The 23,257-nt window shown below is 71.6% G+C and carries 20 protein-coding genes and 4 pseudogenes; 12 read left to right on the top strand and 12 right to left on the bottom strand.

The genetic code is table 11. From position 1 onward, the window contains the following. Positions 1 to 79: 79 nt before the first annotated feature. The 4 genes and pseudogenes from C6Y14_RS43975 to C6Y14_RS07350 form a co-directional block, all read right to left on the bottom strand. Positions 80 to 1,021 (bottom strand): COG1470 family protein, encoded by a 942-nt coding sequence (locus C6Y14_RS43975; RefSeq protein WP_159074189.1) that lies wholly within the window; start codon positions 1,019 to 1,021, stop codon positions 80 to 82. A gap of 48 nt (positions 1,022 to 1,069) precedes the next feature. Next, positions 1,070 to 1,777, bottom strand: a complete 708-nt coding sequence (locus tag C6Y14_RS07360; RefSeq protein ID WP_225890943.1) for an LPXTG cell wall anchor domain-containing protein — start codon at positions 1,775 to 1,777, stop codon at positions 1,070 to 1,072. A gap of 353 nt (positions 1,778 to 2,130) precedes the next feature. After that, a complete protein-coding gene (locus C6Y14_RS07355) occupies positions 2,131 to 2,634 on the bottom strand; it encodes an ATP-binding protein (protein ID WP_107015672.1) in 504 nt (167 codons plus the stop codon). A gap of 425 nt (positions 2,635 to 3,059) precedes the next feature. Beyond that, positions 3,060 to 3,425 (bottom strand): annotated as a pseudogene (locus tag C6Y14_RS07350) (STAS domain-containing protein); the annotation flags it as partial. A 238-nt stretch (positions 3,426 to 3,663) separates the two neighbouring features. Between C6Y14_RS07350 and C6Y14_RS07345 the strand changes: the two are divergent. Both C6Y14_RS07345 and C6Y14_RS07340 read left to right on the top strand, forming a co-directional pair. Next, positions 3,664 to 4,575 (top strand): RNA polymerase sigma factor SigF, encoded by a 912-nt coding sequence (locus C6Y14_RS07345; RefSeq protein ID WP_107015671.1) that lies wholly within the window; start codon positions 3,664 to 3,666, stop codon positions 4,573 to 4,575. A gap of 261 nt (positions 4,576 to 4,836) precedes the next feature. Continuing rightward, positions 4,837 to 6,363, top strand: coding sequence for an RICIN domain-containing protein (locus C6Y14_RS07340; protein ID WP_107015670.1), 1,527 nt, complete (start codon positions 4,837 to 4,839; stop codon positions 6,361 to 6,363). Positions 6,364 to 6,368: 5 nt separating this feature from the next. On the opposite strand, the gene C6Y14_RS07335 is transcribed toward C6Y14_RS07340, so the two are convergent. After that, complete coding sequence (locus C6Y14_RS07335) at positions 6,369 to 6,782, bottom strand: ATP-binding protein (RefSeq protein ID WP_107015669.1); 414 nt, start codon at positions 6,780 to 6,782, stop codon at positions 6,369 to 6,371. A 207-nt stretch (positions 6,783 to 6,989) separates the two neighbouring features. Here C6Y14_RS07335 and C6Y14_RS07330 point away from each other — a divergent pair, with 207 nt between their 5' ends. Both C6Y14_RS07330 and C6Y14_RS07325 read left to right on the top strand, forming a co-directional pair. Continuing rightward, positions 6,990 to 7,841, top strand: a complete 852-nt coding sequence (locus C6Y14_RS07330) for a helix-turn-helix domain-containing protein (protein ID WP_225890941.1) — start codon at positions 6,990 to 6,992, stop codon at positions 7,839 to 7,841. Between the two features lie 8 nt (positions 7,842 to 7,849). Further along, entirely contained in the window at positions 7,850 to 8,038 is a 189-nt protein-coding gene (locus C6Y14_RS07325; protein WP_107015667.1) for a DUF397 domain-containing protein, read from the top strand. Here C6Y14_RS07325 and hutI read toward each other — a convergent pair whose 3' ends face one another. The 4 genes from hutI to hutU all read right to left on the bottom strand — a co-directional run bounded on the left by hutI (position 8,039) and on the right by hutU (position 13,804). After that, positions 8,039 to 9,250 (bottom strand): imidazolonepropionase, encoded by a 1,212-nt coding sequence (gene hutI / locus C6Y14_RS07320; RefSeq protein ID WP_225890940.1) that lies wholly within the window; start codon positions 9,248 to 9,250, stop codon positions 8,039 to 8,041. Between the two features lie 50 nt (positions 9,251 to 9,300). Beyond that, positions 9,301 to 10,662, bottom strand: a complete 1,362-nt coding sequence (locus C6Y14_RS07315; protein WP_107015666.1) for a formimidoylglutamate deiminase — start codon at positions 10,660 to 10,662, stop codon at positions 9,301 to 9,303. An 11-nt stretch (positions 10,663 to 10,673) separates the two neighbouring features. Next, on the bottom strand, positions 10,674 to 11,891 hold the full coding sequence (locus C6Y14_RS07310) for an allantoate amidohydrolase (protein WP_107015665.1): 1,218 nt from the start codon (positions 11,889 to 11,891) through the stop codon (positions 10,674 to 10,676). A gap of 254 nt (positions 11,892 to 12,145) precedes the next feature. Next, positions 12,146 to 13,804, bottom strand: a complete 1,659-nt coding sequence (gene hutU, locus C6Y14_RS07305) for a urocanate hydratase (RefSeq protein WP_107015664.1) — start codon at positions 13,802 to 13,804, stop codon at positions 12,146 to 12,148. 167 nt (positions 13,805 to 13,971) lie between these two features. Between hutU and C6Y14_RS07300 the strand changes: the two genes are divergently transcribed. The 5 genes from C6Y14_RS07300 to C6Y14_RS07280 all read left to right on the top strand — a co-directional run bounded on the left by C6Y14_RS07300 (position 13,972) and on the right by C6Y14_RS07280 (position 17,894). Beyond that, positions 13,972 to 15,324, top strand: coding sequence for a type III PLP-dependent enzyme domain-containing protein (locus C6Y14_RS07300; protein ID WP_107015663.1), 1,353 nt, complete (start codon positions 13,972 to 13,974; stop codon positions 15,322 to 15,324). A gap of 258 nt (positions 15,325 to 15,582) precedes the next feature. Continuing rightward, a complete protein-coding gene (locus C6Y14_RS07295; RefSeq protein ID WP_107015662.1) occupies positions 15,583 to 15,981 on the top strand; it encodes a hypothetical protein in 399 nt (132 codons plus the stop codon). Positions 15,982 to 16,127: 146 nt separating this feature from the next. Next, positions 16,128 to 16,919, top strand: a complete 792-nt coding sequence (locus C6Y14_RS07290) for a hypothetical protein (protein ID WP_107015845.1) — start codon at positions 16,128 to 16,130, stop codon at positions 16,917 to 16,919. Positions 16,920 to 16,957: 38 nt separating this feature from the next. After that, a complete protein-coding gene (locus C6Y14_RS07285; protein WP_107015661.1) occupies positions 16,958 to 17,443 on the top strand; it encodes a roadblock/LC7 domain-containing protein in 486 nt (161 codons plus the stop codon). Between the two features lie 76 nt (positions 17,444 to 17,519). Then, positions 17,520 to 17,894 carry a roadblock/LC7 domain-containing protein gene (locus tag C6Y14_RS07280; RefSeq protein WP_107015660.1) on the top strand — a complete coding sequence of 125 codons (375 nt, stop codon included), beginning with the start codon at positions 17,520 to 17,522 and terminating at the stop codon, positions 17,892 to 17,894. A 4-nt stretch (positions 17,895 to 17,898) separates the two neighbouring features. Here the strand turns inward: C6Y14_RS07280 and C6Y14_RS07275 are convergent, their stop codons facing one another. The 3 genes from C6Y14_RS07275 to C6Y14_RS07265 form a co-directional block, all read right to left on the bottom strand. Further along, the gene (locus tag C6Y14_RS07275; RefSeq protein ID WP_107015659.1) at positions 17,899 to 18,483 is read right to left on the bottom strand and encodes a hypothetical protein; all 585 of its coding nucleotides are present in this window, start codon (positions 18,481 to 18,483) and stop codon (positions 17,899 to 17,901) included. A 119-nt stretch (positions 18,484 to 18,602) separates the two neighbouring features. Then, positions 18,603 to 19,568, bottom strand: coding sequence for a MurR/RpiR family transcriptional regulator (locus C6Y14_RS07270; protein WP_225890939.1), 966 nt, complete (start codon positions 19,566 to 19,568; stop codon positions 18,603 to 18,605). 44 nt (positions 19,569 to 19,612) lie between these two features. Beyond that, a complete protein-coding gene (locus tag C6Y14_RS07265) occupies positions 19,613 to 21,172 on the bottom strand; it encodes an aromatic amino acid ammonia-lyase (RefSeq protein WP_107015658.1) in 1,560 nt (519 codons plus the stop codon). A 141-nt stretch (positions 21,173 to 21,313) separates the two neighbouring features. Here C6Y14_RS07265 and C6Y14_RS07260 point away from each other — a divergent pair. The 3 pseudogenes from C6Y14_RS07260 to C6Y14_RS07250 all read left to right on the top strand — a co-directional run. Then, positions 21,314 to 22,316, top strand: a pseudogene (locus C6Y14_RS07260) (ATP-binding cassette domain-containing protein). Continuing rightward, positions 22,316 to 23,016 (top strand): annotated as a pseudogene (locus tag C6Y14_RS07255) (ABC transporter permease). Before C6Y14_RS07260 ends, C6Y14_RS07255 begins: the two co-directional pseudogenes overlap by 1 nt. Further along, a pseudogene (locus tag C6Y14_RS07250) lies at positions 22,929 to 23,219 on the top strand (glycine betaine ABC transporter substrate-binding protein); the annotation flags it as partial. The pseudogenes C6Y14_RS07255 and C6Y14_RS07250, both read left to right, overlap by 88 nt. Positions 23,220 to 23,257: the final 38 nt, after the last annotated feature.

Below are 23,257 nucleotides of genomic sequence, written 5' to 3'. Positions count from 1 at the left end.
CCGAGCGCGAGCGCCACGACCACCGTCGCCACGACTGCCACGGCCGCCCGCCACCGACACACCCCTTCAGCCGTGCCGCTCACATCACCGCTCCCGTCGACTCGACTTCCGTACGCGGCTGTCCGGCGGCCACGGTCGGCCCCGGCCGCCCCCGACGCCGTACGCGCCCCACCCGCCGCACACGTCGCACGAGCCACAGGGCGCCGCCCGCGCACACCGCGAGGCCTGCCGGCACACCCGCCACCACCGTGGCCCTCGGCGCGAACCACGCCTCCGCGGTGGCCTCGGCGCGGGCCCCGCCCTCCGCCGTGACCGTCAGCTCGACGTCGACGCCGTCGAGGGCGGGCGGGTCCGGCCAGGGTTCGTCGAGGCGGACGCGGCGGCCGGGGAGCAGTTCGACGGGCAGGGTGCGCGGGGCCCGGTCGAGCACCTCGCCGAACAGCCCCTCGGCGCGTACGGCGAGCTTCGGGGTCAGCACGGTGGTGCCGCGGTTGACCAGCTCGTAGGAGATGCGGCCGTCGCGGATCCGTACGTGCTCGACCGTGAGGGCCGAGAGGGTCGGGCCGCCGACGCGCAGCTGGACGCGTACAGCCGCGGTCCGGCCGCCGGCGCTCGCGAGGATCGCGCCGGGGTGGTCGCCGGGCGCGGTGTCCGCGGGGACGCTCACGGTGAAGGGCACGTCGGCGCGGGTGCGCGCGGGGATCCGTACCGTCCGTTCGGCGAAGGTGATCCAGGCTCCGGTGTCCTTCGCCCGTGCCCGTACGGAGGGCGTTCCGTCTCCGTCGTTGTCGGCGTCGGCGCCCCGGAGCCGTACTGTCAGCGGCTTTCCGCCGGGGTTGCGCACGGACACCGTGTCCTGGAGGACCGTGCCGGGCGCGCCCTCGGCGTAGAAGTACGGCCGGCCGTCCTGGCTGCCGCCCGCCGAGGGCACGACGGACCAGTCGGCGTCGGCCGCGGAGACCGGGGCGACGCCGAGCACGGTCACGGAGGCGAGGCAGAGGGCACGGACGGCGAACGGCATCGGCGGCTCCGGAGCAGAAGGGCTGCAGAAGGGCTGGTGCGGGGTGGCTCAGCCGCGGGCCTGGTGGCGCCGGGTCAGCCACAGCACGCCGGCCGCGCCCGCCAGCAGGACGGTGCCGCCGAGGGTGCCTAGAGCTATCGCGGAGTCCTCGGGTCCGGTCTGCGGCAGCTCCTCACCGCCGGCCGGGGCGTCCTGCGACGAGCCGGTGGTGCCCGAGCCGCCCGTCGAGCCGCCGCCCGCCGCCGCGACGGTCAGGGTCAGCGAGGGCTTCGGGCTGTTGCCGGGCGTGCACGTGGTCGTCGTACCGAGGGCCTTGATGGTCAGCACACCCGCGGTGAACGTGACCTGGCCGCTGCCCTTCGGGGTGTACGTCCCGGTCAGATCGGTGATCTTGATGGGGGTGTTGGCGGGGATCGCGTCCGGGTTCGGTGGACCCTTGACCGCCACGGTGCCGCTGTCGGCGCCGCCGAGTTTGATGACCGCGCTCGGGTTCATCGCGCCCTTGCCCAGTTCGACGGGGCTGGACGAGACACCCTTCTCGAAGGTCATCGTGAGCCGGTAGCCGCTGCCGCTCTTGACACTCTTGATGTCGATGGGCGAGACGGCCGACTTGTCACCGATAGGTGTTTTGCACTGATAGTTGACGTCCACCACGTCGGCCCGGGCTGCGGGGGCGGCCATCAGCACCGCCGAGCCGGCCAGGGCCGCGGCGGACGCGAGCGCTGCGGTTCGTTTCTGGTACGTCCGGTATGACACGGTCCCCTCATTCCCGAAGGCGTTCCTGACACATTCCTGGCACAGTTCCTGAGTCAGTTCCTGACGGAACATCAGATCGGCCGTCAAGGTACGCCCGCCCCCTCACCGAGGGAAGACAAAATGCGCACCGGATCCGTGAGGATCCGATGCGCACGGGATGAGCGACGGGCGGCGCTCGGGGGCAGAGGTCAACTCGGGGAGAGCGTTCCAGGAGGGGCGCGTCCGAAGGACCGCCCCGACAGGGGCGCGGGGAATTGCGCGACCAGCCCCCACCGGACCCGCACCCGAGAACACGCGGCCAACGCATGCCGCAGGGCACCGCACCTCACACAGGACAACGCCACAGCAAAGGGCTACGCCGGCGCGCCCAGCTCCGCCCAGACCGTCTTACCGGCAACCCCCTCCGCCCGGATCACACCCCAGTCCAGGCACAGCCGCTGCACGATGAACATTCCGTGCCCCCCGGGCCGCCCGGCCCGATGCGGCGTCCGCGGCGCGGGCTGACCGGCCCCACGGTCGGACACCTCGATCCGCAGCACCTTGTTCTCGCAGGAGATCCAGAGCTCGTCCGGCCCCTCGGCGTGCAGGCACGCATTGGTGACGAGTTCGGAGACGACCAGCAGCACGTCCTCCGCCGCGGCCCGGCGATCGGCGGTGGCCGCGGGCAGCCACCCCCACTCGTACAGCGCCTGCCGGGCGAAGTCGCGGGCGAGCGGTACGACCCCGCTCTCGCCGTCGAAGTTCAGCCGGCGGGCATGAGGCCCGGGGGACGTACCGCCCGGAGACGTCCCGGAAGCGCCGCCGTCGCCCGATTCAGGGCCGCGGTCGCCCGGCGAGTAAGGCCGGGTGGTGCTCATCAGCGCTTCACCTCACCGATTCACCAGTTCACGATTCAAGACTCAGTTCTCAGCACATTCAGCACATGCGGCGCACTCGGAAAGTTCAGGACACTCGGGCTCCGGGAGTGGTCCGGGACTGCCGCGTACTTACCGTTCGTCCGTTGACATAGTCAGGATGTCTCCTGCCCGACCGAACCGTCGGAACACCCACTAGTTCGGTATGGATGTCGAGACTCCGCTATCGCATTGATCACGTCGATCTCATTGATCACGTCGATCGCGTCGATCACGTCCGTCACGTCGAAGCCGGCCTGGACACAACTGTGCCGCAGGACAGCGTCCCGCGGCGACTAGTCACCCCGATCGGCCGCGGGCCGGTCGGTCCCGGCCTCGCCCGCCGCCGCGGAGCCGTCCGCCACCGCGGAGTCACCTGCCCCGCCCTTGTCGTCCAATGCCGCTTCCAGCGTGTCGTGCACGGTGAAGACGGCCTCCGCCCCGGTGATCTCGAAGACCCGGGCCACCACCGGCAGCATTCCTGCCAGGTGGACCGCGCCGCCGGCGGCCTCGGCGCGCAGCCGGGCGCCGAGAAGGACGTTCAGTCCGGTGGAGTCGCAGAACTCCAACCGTGAACAGTCCACGACGAGACGCACGAACCCGCGGTCGAGGCAGCCCTCGACCGGTTCGCGCAGAAGATCCGCCGTATGGTGATCCAGCTCACCCGCCGGGGTGACGACGGCACTAGTGCCCTCTTCTCGCACCTCGACCAGAAGCCGGCCCGACTGTGCGCTGCCGACCGTCCCGCGGTCCATGCCGTCTCTCTTTCCGGCCGATGTGGTTGTTCGTTGACGCACTCGAACCCTACGCCTTCCCTGCACACTCTGACACCCGAACAACCGCCAAGAATCGGACATTTCACCGCATAACTCACTTGCGGGAGGGTCACGAAAGCGGGTAGGGCTAGTAGAGACAGTTTTCGACACGGCCGGCTTTGGAGGCGCCGCACACCGCAGTGCACGTATTGGCATCGGCAGCCATATGCCGAGAACGATGGAGGACATCATGTCACCCCGGCTCGACGCATCGCAGACCCAGAGGGCGACGTCGACACGCCCTCTGGACGAACTGGAAGAAGAGTCCGCCGACGAGAACGCCGGACTCGCCGGGCTTCCCGAGATCCCCCCGTTCGCGGAGGTCGGCCCGGTCGACGCGCGAGCACTCTCCAAGACTCTCTTCGGGCGGCTCGAATCGCTGGAGGAAGGCACCTCCGAGTACTCGTACGTCCGTAACACTCTGGTCGAACTCAACCTCGCCCTGGTCAAGTTCGCCGCCTCCCGGTTCCGTTCCCGCAGTGAGCCGATGGAAGACATCATCCAGGTCGGCACGATAGGCCTGATCAAGGCGATCGACCGCTTCGAACTCAGCCGTGGCGTCGAGTTCCCCACTTTCGCGATGCCGACCATCGTCGGCGAGATCAAGCGCTTCTTCCGTGACACGTCATGGTCGGTGCGCGTACCGCGAAGGCTGCAGGAGCTCCGCCTCGACCTGGCCAAGGCGGGCGACGAACTCGCACAGCAACTGGACCGCGCTCCGACGGTGGGAGAGCTGGCGGAGCGTCTGGGGCTGTCGAACGACGAGGTCGTCGAGGGCATGGCGGCGTCCAACGCCTACACGGCCAGCTCACTGGACGCCCAGCCCGAGGAGGACGACTCCGAGGGCGCGCTGGCGGACCGGATCGGCTACGAGGACCACGGGCTCGAAGGCATCGAGTACGTGGAGTCGCTGAAGCCGCTGATCGCCGAACTTCCGCACCGCGACCGGCAGATCCTGTCGCTGCGCTTCGTCGCCAATCTGACCCAGTCGGAGATCGGCGAGGAGCTGGGCATCTCGCAGATGCACGTGTCGCGACTGCTGTCGCGGACGCTGGTGCGACTGCGCAGGGGCCTGACCGTCGAGGAGTGACCTTCAAGGAGTGACCGTCGAGGAGTGACACCTTCGCCGTAGCAGGACATGCGCGGGGCCGAGCCGGAGTGACCGGCTCGGCCCCGCGCTTTCTGCCGGCCCCCCTCCCGGTCACCTCTCATCCCCCATTCGACGCACCCGAGTTACCCACGGGAACCCCTTTCCCCACCGGCCCCCTTCCCTCACTATGGTCACCCGGCAAACTGGCTGGTACGTCAGCAGTCGAGCGAGTGACGGTACGGGCGCAGGGGAGGCGGACGCATGGCTCGGGGCGAGGGCGACGACGACCGGCCCGGCGCAGGCGTGCACACGGGAGCGTCCGACGCACGGCTAACGGAACTGCTGCGCGCCGACTCCGCGACCAGGGACGCGGCGCTGTATGAGCTGCGCGCCCGCCACCGCCCCGCGGTGCTCGCGTACGCCCGCCTGTGCACCACCGGCGAGTACGCGGCCCGGGACCTGACGGCCCACGCGTTCACGCTCGCCGCGCGGGAGACCGAGCGCGGCACGGACCCGCGCGGACCGTGGCGGCACCAACTCCTGCTCCTGGCCTGGCGGCTGGCCGCCGCATGGGCCGGGGACCAGCGCTCACGCCGCCTCGACCCCGGCCTGCTCGCGCGGCTGCACGAGGCGGGCCCAGGCGGCCCGACCCCGCCGATGCTGGACGCGTTCCGCTCGCTCCCCACGCGGGTCCAGGGCCTCATCTGGTACGGGCTGGTCGAGCGGGAGCCCGAGGACGAGACGGCGGGACTGCTGGGCGTCACACGCCAGGACGTGACGTACGGGCTGGAGTCCTCGCTCCAGGCACTGCGCGCGACGTTCCTGAAGTCCCACCTCGCCGCGTCCGGGGACCCGCGCTGCCAGGACTTCCGCCGGCTGATCGAGGAGTCGGTACGCCCCGACCACCCTCGTCACAGTGCGGATCTGCGGGCCCACCTGGCCGAGTGCGGACACTGCGCGACGGCGTACGAGGTGCTGTCGGCACTGCGGGACGACCGGCGTACGGCGCTGGCGGAGGGCCTGCTTCCCTGGGGAGGCACGGCGTACGCGGCGACACTCGGCCCCGGAACGCACGCCCACGCCGACGCCCACGGGCGGACTCAGCGAACTCATCCGAGCCCTTGGCCGCCCTCCCGCCGCTTCGTCCTCACCTCGGCGGCACTCGGGGTGGCCCTGGCCCCGCTGCTCCTGTTCCTCGTCCCCTCACAGGAGGTGGACGGCAGGGCGACTCCGCCCCGCCCACCGGTGACGGTGACGGCGACGGTCCCGACGAACCCGCTGCCCTCCCCCACGGGCACCCCCAGCTCCCCGCAGCCGACGTACAGCCCGAGCCCCAGCGCCAGCCCCAGCCCCACGAAGTCGCCACCCCCACCCGCACACCCTCCCGGGGGCGCCTACACCCAGGTGGTGAACCTCGCCTCGGGCCGCTGCCTGGACATCGACAACGGCGACCTGGAGAAGGGCACGGACGTCATCACGGCACCCTGCACCTCGTCCCGCACGCAACGCTGGCGCGTCGACGCCGACGAGGGCGCATTGCGGTCGTACGCCGATCCCGACTTCTGCCTGGACAGCCGGGGCGCGACCGACGACGGCGTGGGCATCTGGGAATGCGCCTCGCTCAACGGCCACAACGGCCCGAACCTACGCTTCGCGGTGACTTCGAAGGGCGCACTCCGCCCGGCGATAGCCCCGGACCACGCCCTGACCCCGACGGGCAACAACACCCTGGACCTGGCGCCGGACACGGGCGGGACGATCCAACGCTGGAGAGCGGGCGCAAGCTGATCGGCTCACACGGCGGCCAGATCACACCACACGTACTTGCCTCGGTTGCCGTGTCGGAACAAGGGGTGCCAGCCCCAGGCGTCGGCGCACGCGTGGACCAGGGCCAGGCCTCTGCCGCCCTCGGCGTCGGTGAGCGCCGTCAGCTCTCCGGGCGGCTCGGGCGGTTCGGGGTCCGTGTCCCACGCGCCGATCCGCAGGACCCCGACCGACCAGCAAACCCGCAGGGTCGCGGGTCCCTTCGTGTGGAGTACGGCGTTGGCGATCAACTCGGTCGCGAGGAGTTCGGCGACATCGACGAGGCGGATCAGCCCGTGCATGGTCAGGATCAGGCGGAGGGTGCGGCGCGAGATGGTGACGCCACGGGGGTCGTTGGGGATGGAGAGGGAGTACTCCCAGGGTTGGTTCTCGTCTTCGGACATGCGTCAGCTCCAGGCGTGGGGTGCGGGGTGGGTGCACGGCGGTGGCAGGGCCGCAGCCGTCATGGCAGGACGGAGTGGTGCGCTTCCGCAGCGTGTTCGTTGCGTCACTGACGGTATTTCCTAATCTTAGGAAGGTGCAAGCGGCTGCCGTATTCTGACCCTCGAACGAGGTACACACGCCGAACAGTTGAGATGAGGAGACGCCGGTTGCCGCCGAAAAGGCATCTCACGGCCCGCAGGCTTCGACTTGGCGCTGAGCTGCGCAAACTGCGCGAGGCGACGGGCATGAAGGCCCGGGAGGCCGCCACCCTGCTCGGGGCCGACGCGGTCCAGATGAGCCAGATCGAGTCCGGCGTCGCAGGTGTGAGCGCCGAACGCGTACGACGCCTCGCCGGCCACTACGCCTGCACGGACGAGGCGTTGATCGAAGCCCTCATCGCGATGGCGACCGATCGGACGCGGGGCTGGTGGGAGGAGTACCGAGGGCCGCTGCCTCCGGTGTTCGCGGACGTCGCCGAGGTCGAGCACCACGCGACGTTCCTCCGCGAGGTGGTGATCACGCACGTGCCGGGACTGCTACAGACGGCCGACTACGCTCGCGCGGTCTACACGTACATGGTCCCCGGCCTGCCCGAGCGAGAGCTGACCCCTCGGGTGGAGCACCGGATGGAGCGGCGCGCCGTCATCGAGGGCGCCAAGCCCACGCCGTACGAGACGCTGATCCACGAGTTCGCCCTGCGTATCCGCGTGGCCGACCGCCAGGCGTCCCGCGCACAACTCCAGCAGATCCTCGACAAGATCGAGCAGGGCCACGCCACCGTCCGCATCATCCCGACCGATCAGGACGGTTTCGCCGGCGCCGGGGCCTCGATGATGTACACGGGCGGCCCGCTCCCCCGGCTGGACACCGGCCTACGGGACGCCCCCACCGGAACCGCGTTCATCGATGCGGAACCGCAGCTGGCTCAACTTCGAACACTCTTCCGTAAGGTGGAGAAGGCGACGTTGGACCCCGTGGCATCGCGGGACTTCATCCATCGACTGACCAAGGAGATGTGACGCGCGCAATGAACCACATCCTGCGCTGGCAGAAGTCCACTTTCTCGGACGGCGGCGACGGCAACACCTGCGTCGAAATCGCCGCGTCCCCCGGGACCGTTCACCTCCGCGAGAGCGACACCCCCGGCGTCGAACTCAGCACCAGCACCGGCCCGTTGGCCCACCTGATACGTGCGGTCAAAGCAGGCACCGCCTGATCACACCCGTACCCCCCGACGCCACACCTCCCGTACCAGCGGCACCCCCGGCCGGTACGCCAAGTGCACGTGGCTCGGGGCGTTGAGGAACGTCAGGTCGGCGTACGCGCCCGGGGCCACGCGGCCGATGTCCGTGCGGCGGAGCGCCGCGGCGCCGCCCGCCGTCGCCGACCACAGCGCCTCGTCCGGCGTCATGCCCATGTCCCGTACCGCCAGCGCGATGCAGAACGGTACGGACGACGTGAAGGACGAGCCCGGGTTGCAGTCCGTCGACAGGGCGACCGTGACGCCCGCGTCGAGGAGGCGGCGGGCGTCCGGCCACGCGGCGCGCGTCGAGAACTCCGCGCCGGGCAGCAGCGTCGCCACGGTGGCACCGCTCGCGAGCGCGTCCACGTCCGCGTCGGTGAGGTGCGTGCAGTGGTCCGCGCTGGCCGCGTCCAGTTCGACGGCCAGTTGCACTCCGGGGCCGTACGAGAGCTGGTTGGCGTGGATGCGCGGGTGCAGCCCCTTCGCCCTGCCCGCCGTGAGGATCGCGCGGGCCTGGTCCCCGTCGAAGGCTCCCTTCTCGCAGAAGACGTCGATCCAACGCGCGTACGGGGCACACGCGTCCAGCATCTCGCCGGTGACGAGGGCGACGTACGCGGCGGGGTCGTCCGCGTAATCCGGCGAGACGATGTGCGCGCCGAGAAACGTGACCTCGTCCGTGTGCGCGGACGCGATCCGCAGGGCCCGCGCCTCGTCCTCGACCGTCAACCCGTAGCCGGACTTGGTCTCGAACGTGGTCGTGCCCTGGCGCAGGGCCTCGGCCAGGTAGTGGGTGAGGTTGCGCTCCAGCTCCTCGTCGCTCGCCGCGCGCGTGGCGGCGACGGTCGTGCGGATGCCACCGGCGCTGTAGGCCCGGCCGGACATCCGGGCGTTGAACTCCTGCGTGCGGTCACCCGCGAAGACCAGGTGCGAGTGGGAGTCCACGAAGCCGGGGATCACCGCCCGGCCACCGGCGTCGACCCGATTGTCAGTGGCGGGTGCTTTTCTTGAGTCACCGGTCCACGCGATGCGGTCGCCGTCGATGACGACGGCCGCGTCCTGGATCAGACCGAGCGGAGACCTGTCACCGAGAGAGGAGTCGTTGGTGACCAGACTGGCGATGTTGGTGATGAGGGTCGTGCTGCCGGTCTTGCTACCGCTGGTGCTGCTGGGGCTGGTGCTGCTCATGGCGTCCTCGGGGGCTGTCGGGGCGGAGAGGGCCCGGTCGGGGCCGGAGTTCAGGCGCGCAGCGCTTCGATGGCGTCCGCCAGGGCCCGCGGCACGTCCGGGACGAGGGTGTGCGCCCCGTCGCGTACGACGTGCCGGCCGCCCACGACGGTGTGCCGCACGTCCGCCGCTGTCGCGGCGAATACGGCCGTCTCGGCCCCGAGCCGCGGCAGCGTCCCCGCTGTCCTGACGGAGTCGAGCGCGACCGTCGTGAAGTCGGCGAGCGCACCCGCTTCGAGCGTGCCCGCGTCGGCCCAGCCGAGGGCCGCGTGACCGTCCGCGGAGGCGGCGCGAAGGAGCGCAGCCGCGGTCCAGTGACCCCGCGTACGGCTGCGCAGGCGCTCGTTCAGCTCCATCGCGCGCGCCTCTTCGAGCAGGTCGATCACGGCGTGGCTGTCGGAGCCGAGGGAGAGCGGGGAGCCCGCTTGCTGGAGGGCGACGGCCGGTCCGATGCCGTCGGCGAGGTCGCGCTCGGTGGTCGGGCACATGCACGTGCCGGTGCCGGAGCGGCCGAGCAGTGCGATGTCCTCGTCGGTGAGGTGGGTGTTGTGCACGCCCGTGGTGCGCGGGCCGAGCACCCCGTGGTCGGCGAGCAGTTGCGTGGGCGTACGGCCGTGGGCAGCCAGGCAGGCGTCGTTCTCAGCCGTCTGCTCGGACAGATGCACGTGGAGCGGGGACTGCCGCTCCTCGGCCCACCGCGCCACCGTCGCCAACTGCCCCGCGGGCACCGCCCGTACGGAGTGGACGGCGGCCCCGATCCGCGCGTGATCCCGGTCCTTGAGAACTGAACAGCGTGCTGCCCAGGCTTCCGCGGTGCCGTCGGAGAAGCGGAGCTGGTGCCGGTTCGGGGGCTGTCCCCTGCGCGCGTCGACCAGGCCGGCGGCGAGGTAGACGGTGTCGAGGAGGGTGATGCGGATGCCCGCCTCGGCGGCGGCCTCGACGAGCGCCTCCCCCATGGCGTTCGGGTCGGCGTACGGGGTGCCACCGGGCGCGTGGTGCACGTAGTGGAACTCGCCGACGGCCGTGATCCCGGCGAGCGCCATCTCCGCGTACACCGCGCGGGCGAGCGCGTGGTACGTGTCCGGGGTGAGCCGGTCGGCGACGGAGTACATGATCTCGCGCCAGGTCCAGAAGGTCCCGGAGCCGACCTGGACGGTGCCGCGCAGGGCTCGGTGGAAGGCGTGGCTGTGGGTGTTGGCGAGGCCGGGGAGGGTCAGGCCGCGCAGGATCTCCGCGCCGGGCGGTGGGCTGTCGACGCCCGTGCGGACGGCGGCGATCCGGCCGTCCGTCCCCACGTCGAGGGCCACGCCCGGCTCCACGTAGGAGTCGAGCCAGGCGTGCTCCAGCCAGTACGTCGTGCCTCGCGCGCTCATGTGCGGCTCACTCACTTGCAGGCCAGCCCTTCCAGTACGTCGGCGAGTGCGGTCACCCCGGCCACGCAGTCGTCCTCGGCGGCGTACTCGGCCGGCGAGTGCGAGACCCCCGTGGGGTTGCGTACGAACAGCATGGCGGTCGGGATCGAACCGGAGAGGATCCCTGCGTCGTGTCCCGCACCGGTTCCCAGGACGGGCACGTTCAGGTGCGCGCTCTTCCCCCCGTCCTCCTTGCCGAGGAGGCGGGCGATCTCGTCCCGCAGGGCGTGCTCGAACTCGACGACCGGGGTGAACGACTCCCGGACGACGTCGAGGTGGATGCCGTGCGCGTCGGCGTACTCGCGGGCCGCCTTCTCGATGCCGTGGACGACCGTGTCGAGGGTCGCCTGGTCGGCGGCGCGGGAGTCGAGCCAGCCGCGTACGAGGGAGGGGATGGCGTTGACGCCGTTCGGCTCGACGGAGATCTTGCCGAAGGTGGCCACCGCGCCGGCGAGCTGGGCCTCCCGGCGGGCCGCGAGCACGGTCTCCGCGTACGACAGCATGGGGTCGCGGCGGTCCATGAGGCGGGTGGTGCCCGCGTGGTTGGCCTCGCCCCGGAAGTCGAAGCGCCACCGCCCGTGCGGCCAGATGGCGCTGGCGACGCCGACCCGGTCGCCGGTCAGGTCGAGGGCGCGTCCCTGCTCGACGTGCAGCTCGACGAACGCGCCGATACGGCCCAGGCGTTCGGGGTCCGCGCCGATGGCGTCCGGGTCGTGGCCCGCGGCCTCCATCGCCTGCGGGAGGGTGATGCCGTCGGCGTCGGTGAGCCGGTGCGCCTGCTCGACGGTGAGTTCCCCGGCGGTGAGCCGCGAGCCGACACAGGCGAGCCCGAAGCGGGCGCCTTCCTCGTCGCCGAAGTTCACGATGGCGAGGGGCTTGGTGAACCGCGCGTTCCGGCCGCGCAGTTCGTCCAGCGCGGCGAAGGAGGACACGACGCCGAGGGGTCCGTCGAAGGCACCGCCGTCGGGTACGGAGTCGAGGTGGGACCCGGTGACGACGGCGTCCCCCGCGGCGGGGTCACCGAGCCAGGCCCACTGGTTCCCGTTCCGGTCCAGTTCGAGGGTGAGCCCACGCGCCTCGGCCTGCGCCCGGAACCAGGCCCGGCAGTCGGTATCGGCCCCGGTCCAGGCGAACCGCCGATACCCCCCGGACCCGGCATGCCGCCCGATGGACTCCAACTCCCCCCACATCTCAAGAAAAGAGGATCCCTTCAGCCCTTCCTGCACCCGCCGACGAGACCGCCCAGGCCCTTCCAACCCATCCGCCGTCTGCCGACGAGACCGTCCAGGCACCCCCACCCCGTCCGGCTCCTGCCCACGAAACCGCTCGGGCGTTTCCAGCCCGTCCGGCGTTTGAGGACGAGGCCGTTCAGGCCGATCGGGGGCCTGGGGGCGGAGCCCCCAGCGGGGCCCGGGGGCGGAGCCCCCGCCGGACAACGACCCGCTCACTCGCCCTCCCGCATGGGAACCCGCACGCCACGCTCGTCAGCGACCGTCTCCGCGATGTCGTACCCGGCATCGACATGCCGAATGACCCCCATCCCGGGGTCGTTCGTCAGCACGCGGCGAATCTTCTCGCCCGCCAACCGCGTGCCGTCGGCCACCGACACCTGCCCCGCGTGGATGGAACGCCCCATGCCCACACCGCCGCCGTGGTGGATGGACACCCAGGACGCGCCGGAGGCCACGTTCACCATGGCGTTGAGCAGCGGCCAGTCGGCGATCGCGTCGGAGCCGTCGAGCATGGCCTCGGTCTCGCGGTACGGGGAGGCGACGGAACCGCAGTCGAGGTGGTCGCGGCCGATGGCCAGGGGCGCGGCCAGTTCGCCGGAGGCGACCATGTCGTTGAAGCGCTCACCCGCCTTGTCGCGCTCGCCGTAGCCGAGCCAGCAGATCCGGGCGGGCAGGCCCTGGAAGTGGACGCGTTCGCCGGCCAGTTTGATCCAGCGGTGGAGGGATTCGTTCTCGGGGAAGAGGTCGAGGATCGCCTTGTCGGTCTTGTGGATGTCGGACGCCTCACCGGACAGGGCGGCCCAGCGGAAGGGGCCCTTGCCCTCGGAGAACAGCGGCCGGATGTAGGCGGGTACGAATCCGGGGAAGGCGAACGCCCGCTCGTATCCGGCGAGTTGGGCCTCTCCCCGGATGGAGTTGCCGTAGTCGAAGACCTCGGCGCCGGCGTCCATGAAGCCCACCATGGCCTCCACGTGCCGTGCCATGGACTCACGGGCCCGGGTGGTGAAACCGGCCGGGTCCTTCGCGGCGTACGCGGCCATGTCGTCGAGGTCGACGCCCACGGGCAGGTAGGCCAGCGGGTCGTGGGCCGAGGTCTGGTCGGTGACGATGTCGATCGGGGCGCCCTCGGCGAGCATCCGCGGCAGCAGTTCGGCGGCGTTGCCGAGCAGGCCGATGGAGAGCGGGCGGCGGGCGTCCCGGGCCTCCACGGCGAGCTGGAGGGCGTGCTCCAGGGAGTCGGCGCGTACGTCGAGGTACCTGTGCTCGATGCGGCGCTCGATGGCGCGCGGGTCGACGTCGATACAGATCGCGACGCCGTCGTTCATCGTCACGGCGAGCGGCTGGGCGCCGCCCATGCCGCCGAGACCGGCGGTCAGGGTGATGGTCCCGGCGAGCGTTCCGCCGAACTTCTTCGCGGCGACGGCGGAGAAGGTCTCGTAGGTGCCCTGGAGGATGCCCTGCGTGCCGATGTAGATCCACGATCCGGCGGTCATCTGCCCGTACATGGTGAGGCCGAGGGCTTCGAGGCGCCGGAACTCCTCCCAGTTCGCCCAGTCGCCGACCAGGTTGGAGTTGGCGATGAGGACGCGCGGCGCCCACTCGTGGGTCTGCATGACGCCGACGGGGCGGCCGGACTGGACGAGCATCGTCTCGTCCTGCTTGAGCGTCCGCAGCGTACGGACCATGGCGTCGTAGGAGCGCCAGTCGCGGGCGGCCTTGCCGGTGCCGCCGTAGACGACGAGTTTGTCGGGGTGCTCGGCGACCTCGGGGTCGAGGTTGTTCTGCAGCATCCGCAGAGCGGCTTCCTGCTGCCATCCCAGGGCGCTCAGTTCCGTTCCGCGCGGTGCTCGGACGGGGCGGGGTCCTGACATGGTCTGCCTCCTGGCGACGGGTGAGTACTCCGGTTGGCACTCCGGGTGATGCCGTGCATACAGCGGTGTGGCGATACAGCAGATATTCACATCCTGGGCTCCTGAATAGAACTAGTCAATACCTTCATGGGCCAGCGAGGGCTCCACACGGGTGTTTGGCTGGATGTATGGCTGCATACACAGACTCAGGGGCCGCGCGGCGCGACGCCGCCGTTCGCGCCGCCGTGGAGCAGGGACTCGTGAGCCCCTCCACCCCTCTCGCCGCACTCCTCGACACCACCGGGATCCGGGCCTCCGCGGCGGCCCTGCGGGCGGCCTTCGACGCGGTGACCGCACCGGGCACGCCCGTGCTGCACGCGTTCGCGGTGAAGGCGACCCCGCTCGTCCCGGTGCTGCGGCTGCTGCACCGGGAGGGCATCGGCATGGAGGTCGCGAGTCCGGGCGAGCTGGCCCTCGCCCGCGCGGCCGGCGTGCCCCCGTCCCGTACGGTCCTCGACTCGCCCGCGAAGACCCCCTCGGAGCTGCGGGAGGCACTGGCCCTGGGTATCGCGGTCAACGCGGACAACCCTCAGGAGCTGGCGCGGATCGACGCGCTGGTGGGGTCGGCGTCGACCCGCTCGCCGCTGGGACTGCGAGTGAACCCGCAGGTCGGCGGGGGTTCGATCGGGGCGCTGTCCACGGCGACGGCGACCTCGAAGTTCGGCGTCGCGCTGCGGGACGAGGGCGCGCGCGAGTGGGTCGTGCGGGCGTACCTGGACCGGCCGTGGCTGACCAGGCTGCACACGCACTCGGGGTCGCAGGGGATGCCGCTGGAGCTGATGGCGCGCGGGGTGGCCGAGGCGTACGGGCTCGCGGAGGAGATCAACGGGCGGGCCGGGCGGCGGCAGGTCGACACGCTGGACATCGGCGGCGGGCTGCCGGTGAACTTCGGCTCGGACGACCACACCCCGACGTACGAGGAGTACGCACGGCTTCTCGCGTCGACCGTGCCGGGGCTGTTCGACGGCCGATACGGGCTGGTCACGGAGTTCGGGCGGTCACTGCTCGCCAAGCACGGCGTGGTGCTGGCGCGCGTCGAGTACGCGAAGTCGGCGGGCGGCCGGGCCATCGCGGTGACGCACGCGGGGGTCCAGGTGGCAGCCCGCACGGTGTACGCGCCCGAGTCGTGGCCGCTGCGGGTGGCCGCGTACGACGCCAAGGGGCGGCCGAAGACGGGGCCCGAGGTGATCCAGGACGTGGCGGGGCCCGCCTGTTTCGCGGGTGACCTGCTGGCGGAGGGCCGGTCGATGCCGCTGCTCGAACAGGGCGACTACGCGGCGGCACTGGACACGGGCGCGTACTACTTCGCGCACCACTACGGGTACAACTCGCTCGCGCGGCCCGCCGTGCACGGTTTCGGTCCGGACGGCGACGGCGGGGTGCGGTTCGCGACGGTCCGCGCGGCACAGACGATCGACGAACTCGTGGCGGAGTCGGGAGGGGCGTACACGGAGGGGCTGCTCGGCGGGGCTCCGGAGTGACCCGTACGGCCTCCGCCCTCCCCGTACGGCCTCGGCCAGCCCCGTACGAGCCGGCACGACCCGCGCGAACCCGGCGCGACCGGAATGAATCCGCGAACCAGGAAAAGCCAGAAGGTCTGATTGTCTTCAGGGCAATCGACCCACACTAGCCAGCAACTGGCATGTTCCACAGGAAAATGCCCTATCTCTCACCCGTCACGCACACGTTGCGTAGCTTCTGCGTCACTCAGCTGAACCGACGGGCGGGAGGGAAGCACCGTGCCCGGAATCGACGAGTGCCTGCTGGAGGCCATGAGACTGCCCGGAGCCCGGGGGGCCTCGGTGGTCGACTGGACCAGCGGACTGGCTCTGGGCACGGTCGGGGACTCACCGAACGGGGATCACGAGGCCACCGCGGCCGAGGCGGCGGAACTCGCCCGCCTCGCCGCCGAACACAAGGCCTTCGCACCTGAGGAAGGAGCCGACTGGTCCGGCGGGCAGCCGCCGGTGGAGGACCTCATCATCAGCAACAGGGACAGCTATCACGTCCTGCGTTTCGTGCGGACGACCTTCGACAGCAGTGTGTTCCTGCATCTGTGGCTGGGACGTTCGGACGGCAATCTCGCCCTGGCGCGAATACGCCTGGGCGAGATGGCGGAACGGCTGGTGGTGGGGTGACCACGATGGAAGCAGGCCCCCTGCCGGGAGTGGGCAGACCCGACCCCGGCCCACCCGTCGACCCGGCCGTCGACCCATCTGTCGACCCGTCCGTCCACCTGGCCGGCGCGGACCGGTCCGCGCCGGTCCCGCCCGTGCTCAGCCCCATGCTCAGCCGGCTCGCGGAGGAGCGTGCCACCGGCGTACTGACACGGGATCGCGGAGTGCTGTACCTGGTCGAGGGCCAGGTGGTGCACGCCGAGAGCCCCGCGACCCCCGGACTGGACATCCTGCTCACCAGCCGTGGGGCACTGGGTTCCGACGGCTGGTGGGAGGCGGTCTCGGAGGCAGGCGCCGAACGCCGCGTCGGACGGTTCCTGGTGGACAGCGGGCGGCTGGCCGCGGGCGCCCTGGAGCTGTGCCACCTGGGGGCGCTGTACGACGCCGCGTTCTTCACGCTCGGCGCGAGCAGCGGCCCGGCGCGGTTCCGGTACGGGGTCGCGCACTGGATCGGCCCCGTGCGGCCGGTGACCGTCGGCGCGGTGGAGCGCGAGACGCTGCGGCGCCGCGCGCTGCTGCACCGCATATGGCCCGATCCGGACACGGACACGGCGGAACTCGTCCGGACCGCCCGCGCCGTCGACGTGGTCCTTCCGCCGCGTCAGCGCACGGTCCTCGACCAGGTCGACGGGGAGCGCACGGTCTCGGACATCTCCCGGGTCCTCGGCCGGCCCGGATTCCACACGCTCGTCGACGTCCGCCGGCTGGCGGCGGCGGGGATCGTGACGACCCGCGCGCGGACGGTCGAGTGCCGGGCACCGGAAACCACCGCACCCCCCATGTCCCCCGCGCCCTCCGTCTCCACTGTGACCGCCCAGGCGGCGCAGGCCGCGCAGGCGTCGGCGGATCCCGACGTGGCCCTGCTGCGCCGGCTCAGAGACGCATTGGAGGCCTTGTGATCCGCGCGCTCCGACAGCGTGCCGAGAGGAGACAACTGATGGCGGCGGAGGCCGAAGTCCTCGACGAACTGCACCGGTTACGGGCCCGGGTGCCCCAGCTGACGGGCGCGCTCGCGGCCAGCGTCGACGGCCTGGTACTGGCCCAGGACACTCCGGGCGTGGAGCCGGAGGGGCTGGCCGCCCTCACCGCCGCCGCACTGGGGGTCGCCCTCCGCGTGGCGGACGCGACCGGCCGGGGCGACTTCCGCGAACTGCTGCTGCGCGGCGAGCACGGCTATGTGGCGACCTACGCGGCGGGACCCTCCGCCGTACTGACGCTGCTGGCGGGCGACCGGACGAACGTCGGCCGGCTGCATCTCGAAGGGCGCCGTTCCGGCACCCGGATCGGCGAACTCGTCGAGGCCGCCGCCGAGACCCAGCCGGCCCCGGCGGCACGGCCCACCCCGAAAACCGCCCTCGCACCACGCACCAGAACCGCGCGCACCGCGCGCACGGTCCCCGGGCCGACCGGTGAGAGCCGTTGAATCCGGCCGCACCGACCCGACCCGGACCGATCCGAACCAGCCTGAACTGACCCGAACCGAAAGGACCGGCACCACCATGACGAACACCGAGACCGCATTGAAAGAGACCCTGGCCTCCATCGAGGGCGCGACGGGAGCCGCTCTCGTCGACTACACCACCGGTATGGCACTGGGCACGATCGGCGGCAGCAAGAGCTTCGACCTCACGGTCGCCGCGGCCGGCAACACGGACGTCGTCCGCGCCAAGATCCGCACCATGGAGCACCTGGGTCTGAAGGGCGAGATCGAGGACATCCTGATCACCCTGTCCGACCAGTACCACCTGATCCGGCTGATCAAGGGCCGCGGCGGCAACGGACTCTTCCTCTACCTGGTGCTCGACGCCAAACGCGCCAACCTGGCCATGGCCAGGCACCAGTTGAAGAAGATCGAGAGCGACCTGGAGGTCTGAGGGATCAGACCAGCACCCCGGCCCGACGCCGCGCCCCACCGGGCGCGGCGTCGCCCGCGGCGATTCCGGTGGCCCGGTAGCCCTTGACGCGTTTGCCCGCCGGGACGCCCGCACCGCGGCCGAGCCAGTCGACCCGCACCCACAGGAGCGACTCGGCCGCCCGTTCGAGCCGGCCGATCCAGGCCGCCTTGAGACGCAGGCCCACTCCGGCGCCGGCGAGGAGCATCCCGCCGGCGGCCGGCACGGCGAACGCGGAGCCCAGGGCCGCGGCGAAGGCGAGGAGCACCCACCAGCGGTGCCCCCGGCGCCAGTTCCGTACGGTCACCGCCCGGTCCTGCAGTACGTCGTGCTTGCTCGCCCGGTCGGCGCCGCGGGCGAGTGCCACGTACCGTTTGCGGTGCGTCAGCAGGACGACGACCGCCGTGATCAGGAAGAGCGCGGCTCCCGCGAGCACCCCGATCCGCCGTCCCGTGATCCCGGGCACCAGTACGCCCACTCCCGCCGCGACGATCCCGAGCCAGCCCAGCGGTGCCGCTCCGGCCCGTACGACGACGGCCACCCGAGCAAGTCCCTGCCCTCCGCGCGCCACGATCCGCCTCCTCACCAGACGTCTGTGTGTGGCGGGCAGATTAGCGGCCGAACGTGAGACGCATCTGAGAGAGCACCAGAAAACCGGCCGGTCGCCGGTACTCCGCTTCCGCGGTGCCGCTACTCGACGAACAGGCCCCGCGCCGCGGCCCGCGCGTCGAACTCCTCAAGGCGTGCCTGGGCGTCCGGCAGTCCGTCGCACATCGCTTCCAGCAGGACCCGGCCGAGCAGCATCGGCGCGCAGGCCGTGTCGAAGGCGAGGCCCGTTCCGACGGCGGCGGGCAGCAGCAGGTCGGACACCTTGGCGACCGGCGCGAACGCGGAGTCCGCGACGGTGACGACGGTCAGTCCGGCCCCCTTCGCGTGGGCGAGGGTGTCCACGACCTCGCGCGGGTGGCGGGGCAGCGCGAAGCACAGCAGGGTGCTGGCCCCGGCCCGGACGGCCGCGTCGATGCGGTCGTGGACCATCGTGCCGCCCTCGTGCAGCAGCCGGACGTCGGGATGGACCTTGGCCGCGAAGTACGCGAAGCCGTACGCCTGGGACGCGGCGGCCCGCAGCCCGAGCACCGGCAGGGGGCGGGAGGCGGCGAGGAGCCGGCCGGCCCGTTCGACGGGACGCGGGTCGGCGAGCACGGAGGCGAGATGGCGGAGGTTCTCGATCTCGGCCTCGACGGCCTGCTGGTACTCGTTGTACGCGCCGGTGTCGGGGGCGGGTTCGGCCGGTGCGACCTCCCGCAGGTGTTTGCGCAGCGCCGGGTAGCCGTCGAAGCCGAGGGCGACGGCGAAGCGGGTGACGGACGGCTGGCTGACCCCGGCGAGTTCGGCGAGCTCCACGCTCGACAGGAACGGCACGTCGGCGGCCCGGCGCACCATGCTGTGCGCGATGCGCCGCTGGGTGGGCGTCAGCCGGTGCCCCTCGAAGAGGGCCTGCAGCCGCCCGGCGGGAGCGTCGGGCACCCCGGTACCTCCGCCGTCCCCGCCCGCGCTCGGGTCGTCCGCCCTCGCGCCGTTCGTATCACCGGCGCCACTCGTATCGCCGCCGCCGTTCGCCTCGCTCGTCTCGCCGCTGTCCGGGCCCGTTTCCATGTCCCTGTCCATGCCCCTATTCACGCTCGTGTTCCCGTCCACGCTCATGCCGTGCCCCCACTCCAGATGTCCGTGAACCGGTCGAGCAGCGCTGCCGCCGCCGTCACGTCGTCCGTGAGCGGCCGGTCGGTCGCGTCCGCGTCGAGCACCGACTCGGCGATCTCCAGCGCCCTGCCCACCGGCAGCTCCGGGTCGGGACGCAGGCCGCGCTGACGCAACGCCCGTACGGCGGCCACGAGTTCGCAGCCGACCACGAGACGGTACGCACTGCACGCGCGCAGGGTCTGGCGAGCGGCGAGCGAGGCGAAGCTCGCCTGTTCCTCGACGCCCCGGGAGAGTACAGCGTGGCCGAGCGAGGCGGGCGCGGAGAAGGCCCGCAGGTCACCGAGGGCGGCCCCGGCGGCGTACTCCAGGATCATCACGCCGGAGGAGGCGGGCTCGTGGTCGGCGAGGAAGGGGCGCAGCCGGGTGTAGGAGGGTTCGTTGAGGGTCGACAGGCGTGAGGTCGACAGCCGGGCGACCTGGGTGAGGGAGAGCCTGAAGTGGTCGAGGGCGAGCGCGAGCTGGGCCTGGTAGAAGCCGCCGTGGTGGTAGGCGGCCATGTCCTCGGCGCAGATCAGCGGGTTCTCGGCGGCCGCGTTGATCTCGACGGCGAGGACCTCCTCCAGAGCGTCGGCGGCGTCGTGCGCGGGGCCGTGGATCTGGGGTACGCACCGGAAGCCGTACGGGTCCTGGATCCGGCCGAGCGGTGGGGTCGGCCGGTCGGGGGCGCCGATCATCTCCCGCATCCGGCGGGCCACTTCGGTCGATCCGCGGTGCGGCCGGGCGGCGTGGACGGGCGCCGCGTAGGCCTCGTACGAGCCGTCCACCGCGACCAGTGACAGCGCGGCGACGACCTGGGTGGCCCCGATGAGCCCGCGCAGTTCGTGCAGGGCGAGCGCGGACTGGCCGAGGGTGAGGGCGTTGCTGCTGATGAGCGCGAGGGCGTCGTTGTTGTCGAGCGGCTGCGGCTCGGGGGCGCCCGCCTGCTCGACGACACCGGCGCCCGCCCGCGCCGACAGGCCGGCCCCCTCCCCGTCGCGCCAGGGGTGCTCGCCCGCCAGCGCGAGGCCCACCTGGGCCAGGGCCGCGATGTCGCCGGTGCCGACCGAGCCGAACTCGTTCACGACGGGGTACGCGCCGCTCTCCAGCGCCTCGCACAGCGCCGTGACGACGGTGGGGCGCAGGCCGGCGCCGCCCGCGAGGAGCTGGTTGGCCCGTACGGCGAGCATCGCCCGGACCTCGCGGGCGGGCAGTTCGGCGCCGATGGCCCCGGCGTGGCTGCGCAGCAGGCGGAGACCGTGTTCGGCGGCGGCCTCGGTGGGCACGTCCTCGTTCCGGTTCGCGCCGACTCCGGTGGAGCGGCCGTACACGCGGCCGGTGGCGGCGATGCGCCGGGCCGCGTCCCAGGACTCCTCGACACGCTTCATCGCGTCGGTGCCGGGGACGGGCCGCGCGGACCCGTCGGCGAGGCGTACGACGTCGGCGACACCTGTGCTGTAACCGTCCAGCACCACGAGGCCGTACGTCCCCGCACTCGGCGTGTCCACATCCCGAGACGACATAGAGCGCAAACTCCCCTCAAACCGGGCATTCGGTCTTGCCTGTCGATCACAAGAAACCAGCGATCAACACCACACCGTTGACAAGCTATTCAAGTAGAGAGAACTCTGCATGACTATATGCAGCCGGGCAAGGGACACCTCATGATCCAGTTCGACGCGGTCCACAAGCGTTTCCCGAATGGCACCACCGCGGTCCACGACCTCTCCCTGGAGATGCCGGAAGGGGGCGTGACCGTCCTCGTGGGATCTTCCGGTTGCGGCAAGACGACCACCCTCCGGATGGTCGACCCCACCTCGGGCACCATCCGCGTCGGCGGCCGTCACGTGCTGGAACAGGACGCCGCCGACCTGCGCCGCTGCTCCTCGGCTGGGGCCGCCGCAAGGCGCGGTCGCGGGCCGCGGAACTCCTGGAGACGGTCGGCCTGACCGCCGAGGCCGGCAAGCGCTACCCGCACCAGCTCTCCGGCGGCCAGCAGCTGGGGGTCCCCCCAGGCCCTTAGGGCACTGGGGGAGCGTCGGTGTGGCCCGCGCGCTCGCCGCCGACCCCCCGGTACTCCTGATGGACGAGCCGTTCGGCGCGGTCGACCCGGTCGTGCGCACCCAGCTCCAGGACGAACTGCTGCGGCTCCAGAAGGAGCCGAACAAGACGATCGTCTTCGTCACGCACGACATCGACGGGGCGGTACGGCTCGGCGACCGGATCGCCGTCTTCCGCACCGGCGGCCATCTCGTCCAGTGCGCCACCCCGGCGGAACTGCTGGCCCGCCCGGCGGACGACTTCGTCGCGGACTTCCTGGGCACCGAACGCGGCCTGAAGCTGCTGTCCCTGACCTCGCTCCAGGGCATCCCGCAGGCCCCGGCCCCCGAGGGCGGCACCTGGGAACTGGTCCTGGACGGCGCCCGCAAACCCCTGCACTGGCGCACCGGGGCCGGCGGTGCGAAGAGTGCCGGCGGAACCACCGAACTCCCCGTACGCCCCCTGCACGACACCGACTCCCTGCTCGCCGCCCTCAACGAGTCCATCGCCTCCCCGGCCGGACTCGTGGCCCGGGTCGACGCCGACGGCACCCTCACCGGCGTGACCTCGCGCGACGAGATCCACCGGCACGCGGGACTGGCCCACGCGGAAGCCCTGGTGGCGTGATGACCATCGACTGGTCGTGGATCGGCGACCACACCGACGACCTCACCACCCTCACGCTCTCCCATCTGCAGGCGGCCCTGTCCGCCGTCCTCCTCGGCCTGCTGATCTCCCTGCCACTGGCCGTGGTCGCCCACCGGATCCGGCCCCTGCGCGGGGTGCTCCTGGGCCTGTCGAACGTCCTCTTCACGATCCCGTCGATCGCGGTCTTCGTCCTGCTCCTGCCGGTCTCGGGACTGACCCGCACCACCACGGTCGTCGGGCTGACGATCTACACCCTCGTCGTCCTCCTCCGGAACACGGTCGAAGGCCTCGACTCGGTCCCGGCGAAGACGAAGGAGGCCGCGAAGGCCATGGGTACGCGCCCCCTGCGCGCCCTCCTCACCGTCGAACTCCCCCTCGCGCTCCCGGTGATCATGGCGGGCGTGCGGATCGCCACGGTCATGTCGATCTCGCTGGTCTCCGTGGCCACGTACATCGGCGACGGCGGACTCGGCCAGCTCTTCACCGACGGTTTCCAGCGCAACTTCCCGACGCCGGTGATCGCGGGAGTCGTCCTGACGCTCCTGCTGGCGCTGGTCGCGGACTCCCCGCTGGTCGCCCTCCGTACGTACTCACCCCGTGGACGTGGCGAACCTCTTCACCACCGACACCGACATCGTGGCCTACGACTGGGTCGTCCTCACGGACCCGGAGAACCTGATCCCCGGCCAGCACATCGTCCCCCTCGTCGCCGACCGCAGGGCCGACTCGACGGTCCGCAGGGCACTCGCCGAACTCGGCAACGTCCTCACCACGGCCGATCTGACCGAGCTGAACCGCAAGGTCGACAAGGACAAGAAGGACCCGGAGGACGTGGCGGACGTGGCGGACGCGTACGCGAAGGAGAAGGGGCTGACCGACTAGAGCCGGTGGCGGAACCGGTCTGGGGCGGGCCCGGCGCG

The organism is Streptomyces dioscori, assembly GCF_003024195.1.
In the GTDB taxonomy this organism is placed as follows: Bacteria; Actinomycetota; Actinomycetes; order Streptomycetales; family Streptomycetaceae; genus Streptomyces; species Streptomyces dioscori.
The sequence above is the reverse complement of the archived record's forward strand: the minus strand, read 5'-3'. Positions and strand labels throughout refer to the sequence as shown.

Excerpts from the sequence above, each read along its gene's own strand:
- C6Y14_RS07265 (WP_107015658.1), bottom strand. The coding sequence starts at position 21,172 with ATGTCGTCTCGGGATGTGGACACGCCGAGTGCGGGGACGTACGGCCTC.
- C6Y14_RS07340 (WP_107015670.1), top strand. The coding sequence starts at position 4,837 with ATGGCTCGGGGCGAGGGCGACGACGACCGGCCCGGCGCAGGCGTGCAC.
- C6Y14_RS07280 (WP_107015660.1), top strand. The coding sequence starts at position 17,520 with ATGACGAACACCGAGACCGCATTGAAAGAGACCCTGGCCTCCATCGAG.
- C6Y14_RS43975 (WP_159074189.1), bottom strand. The coding sequence starts at position 1,021 with ATGCCGTTCGCCGTCCGTGCCCTCTGCCTCGCCTCCGTGACCGTGCTC.
- hutU (WP_107015664.1), bottom strand. The coding sequence starts at position 13,804 with ATGTCAGGACCCCGCCCCGTCCGAGCACCGCGCGGAACGGAACTGAGC.
- C6Y14_RS07290 (WP_107015845.1), top strand. The coding sequence starts at position 16,128 with ATGCTCAGCCGGCTCGCGGAGGAGCGTGCCACCGGCGTACTGACACGG.
- C6Y14_RS07355 (WP_107015672.1), bottom strand. The coding sequence starts at position 2,634 with ATGAGCACCACCCGGCCTTACTCGCCGGGCGACCGCGGCCCTGAATCG.
- C6Y14_RS07345 (WP_107015671.1), top strand. The coding sequence starts at position 3,664 with ATGGAGGACATCATGTCACCCCGGCTCGACGCATCGCAGACCCAGAGG.
- C6Y14_RS07270 (WP_225890939.1), bottom strand. The coding sequence starts at position 19,568 with ATGGAAACGGGCCCGGACAGCGGCGAGACGAGCGAGGCGAACGGCGGC.
- C6Y14_RS07335 (WP_107015669.1), bottom strand. The coding sequence starts at position 6,782 with ATGTCCGAAGACGAGAACCAACCCTGGGAGTACTCCCTCTCCATCCCC.
- hutI (WP_225890940.1), bottom strand. The coding sequence starts at position 9,250 with ATGAGCAGCACCAGCCCCAGCAGCACCAGCGGTAGCAAGACCGGCAGC.
- C6Y14_RS07285 (WP_107015661.1), top strand. The coding sequence starts at position 16,958 with ATGGCGGCGGAGGCCGAAGTCCTCGACGAACTGCACCGGTTACGGGCC.
- C6Y14_RS07310 (WP_107015665.1), bottom strand. The coding sequence starts at position 11,891 with ATGTGGGGGGAGTTGGAGTCCATCGGGCGGCATGCCGGGTCCGGGGGG.
- C6Y14_RS07300 (WP_107015663.1), top strand. The coding sequence starts at position 13,972 with ATGGCTGCATACACAGACTCAGGGGCCGCGCGGCGCGACGCCGCCGTT.
- C6Y14_RS07315 (WP_107015666.1), bottom strand. The coding sequence starts at position 10,662 with ATGAGCGCGCGAGGCACGACGTACTGGCTGGAGCACGCCTGGCTCGAC.
- C6Y14_RS07325 (WP_107015667.1), top strand. The coding sequence starts at position 7,850 with ATGAACCACATCCTGCGCTGGCAGAAGTCCACTTTCTCGGACGGCGGC.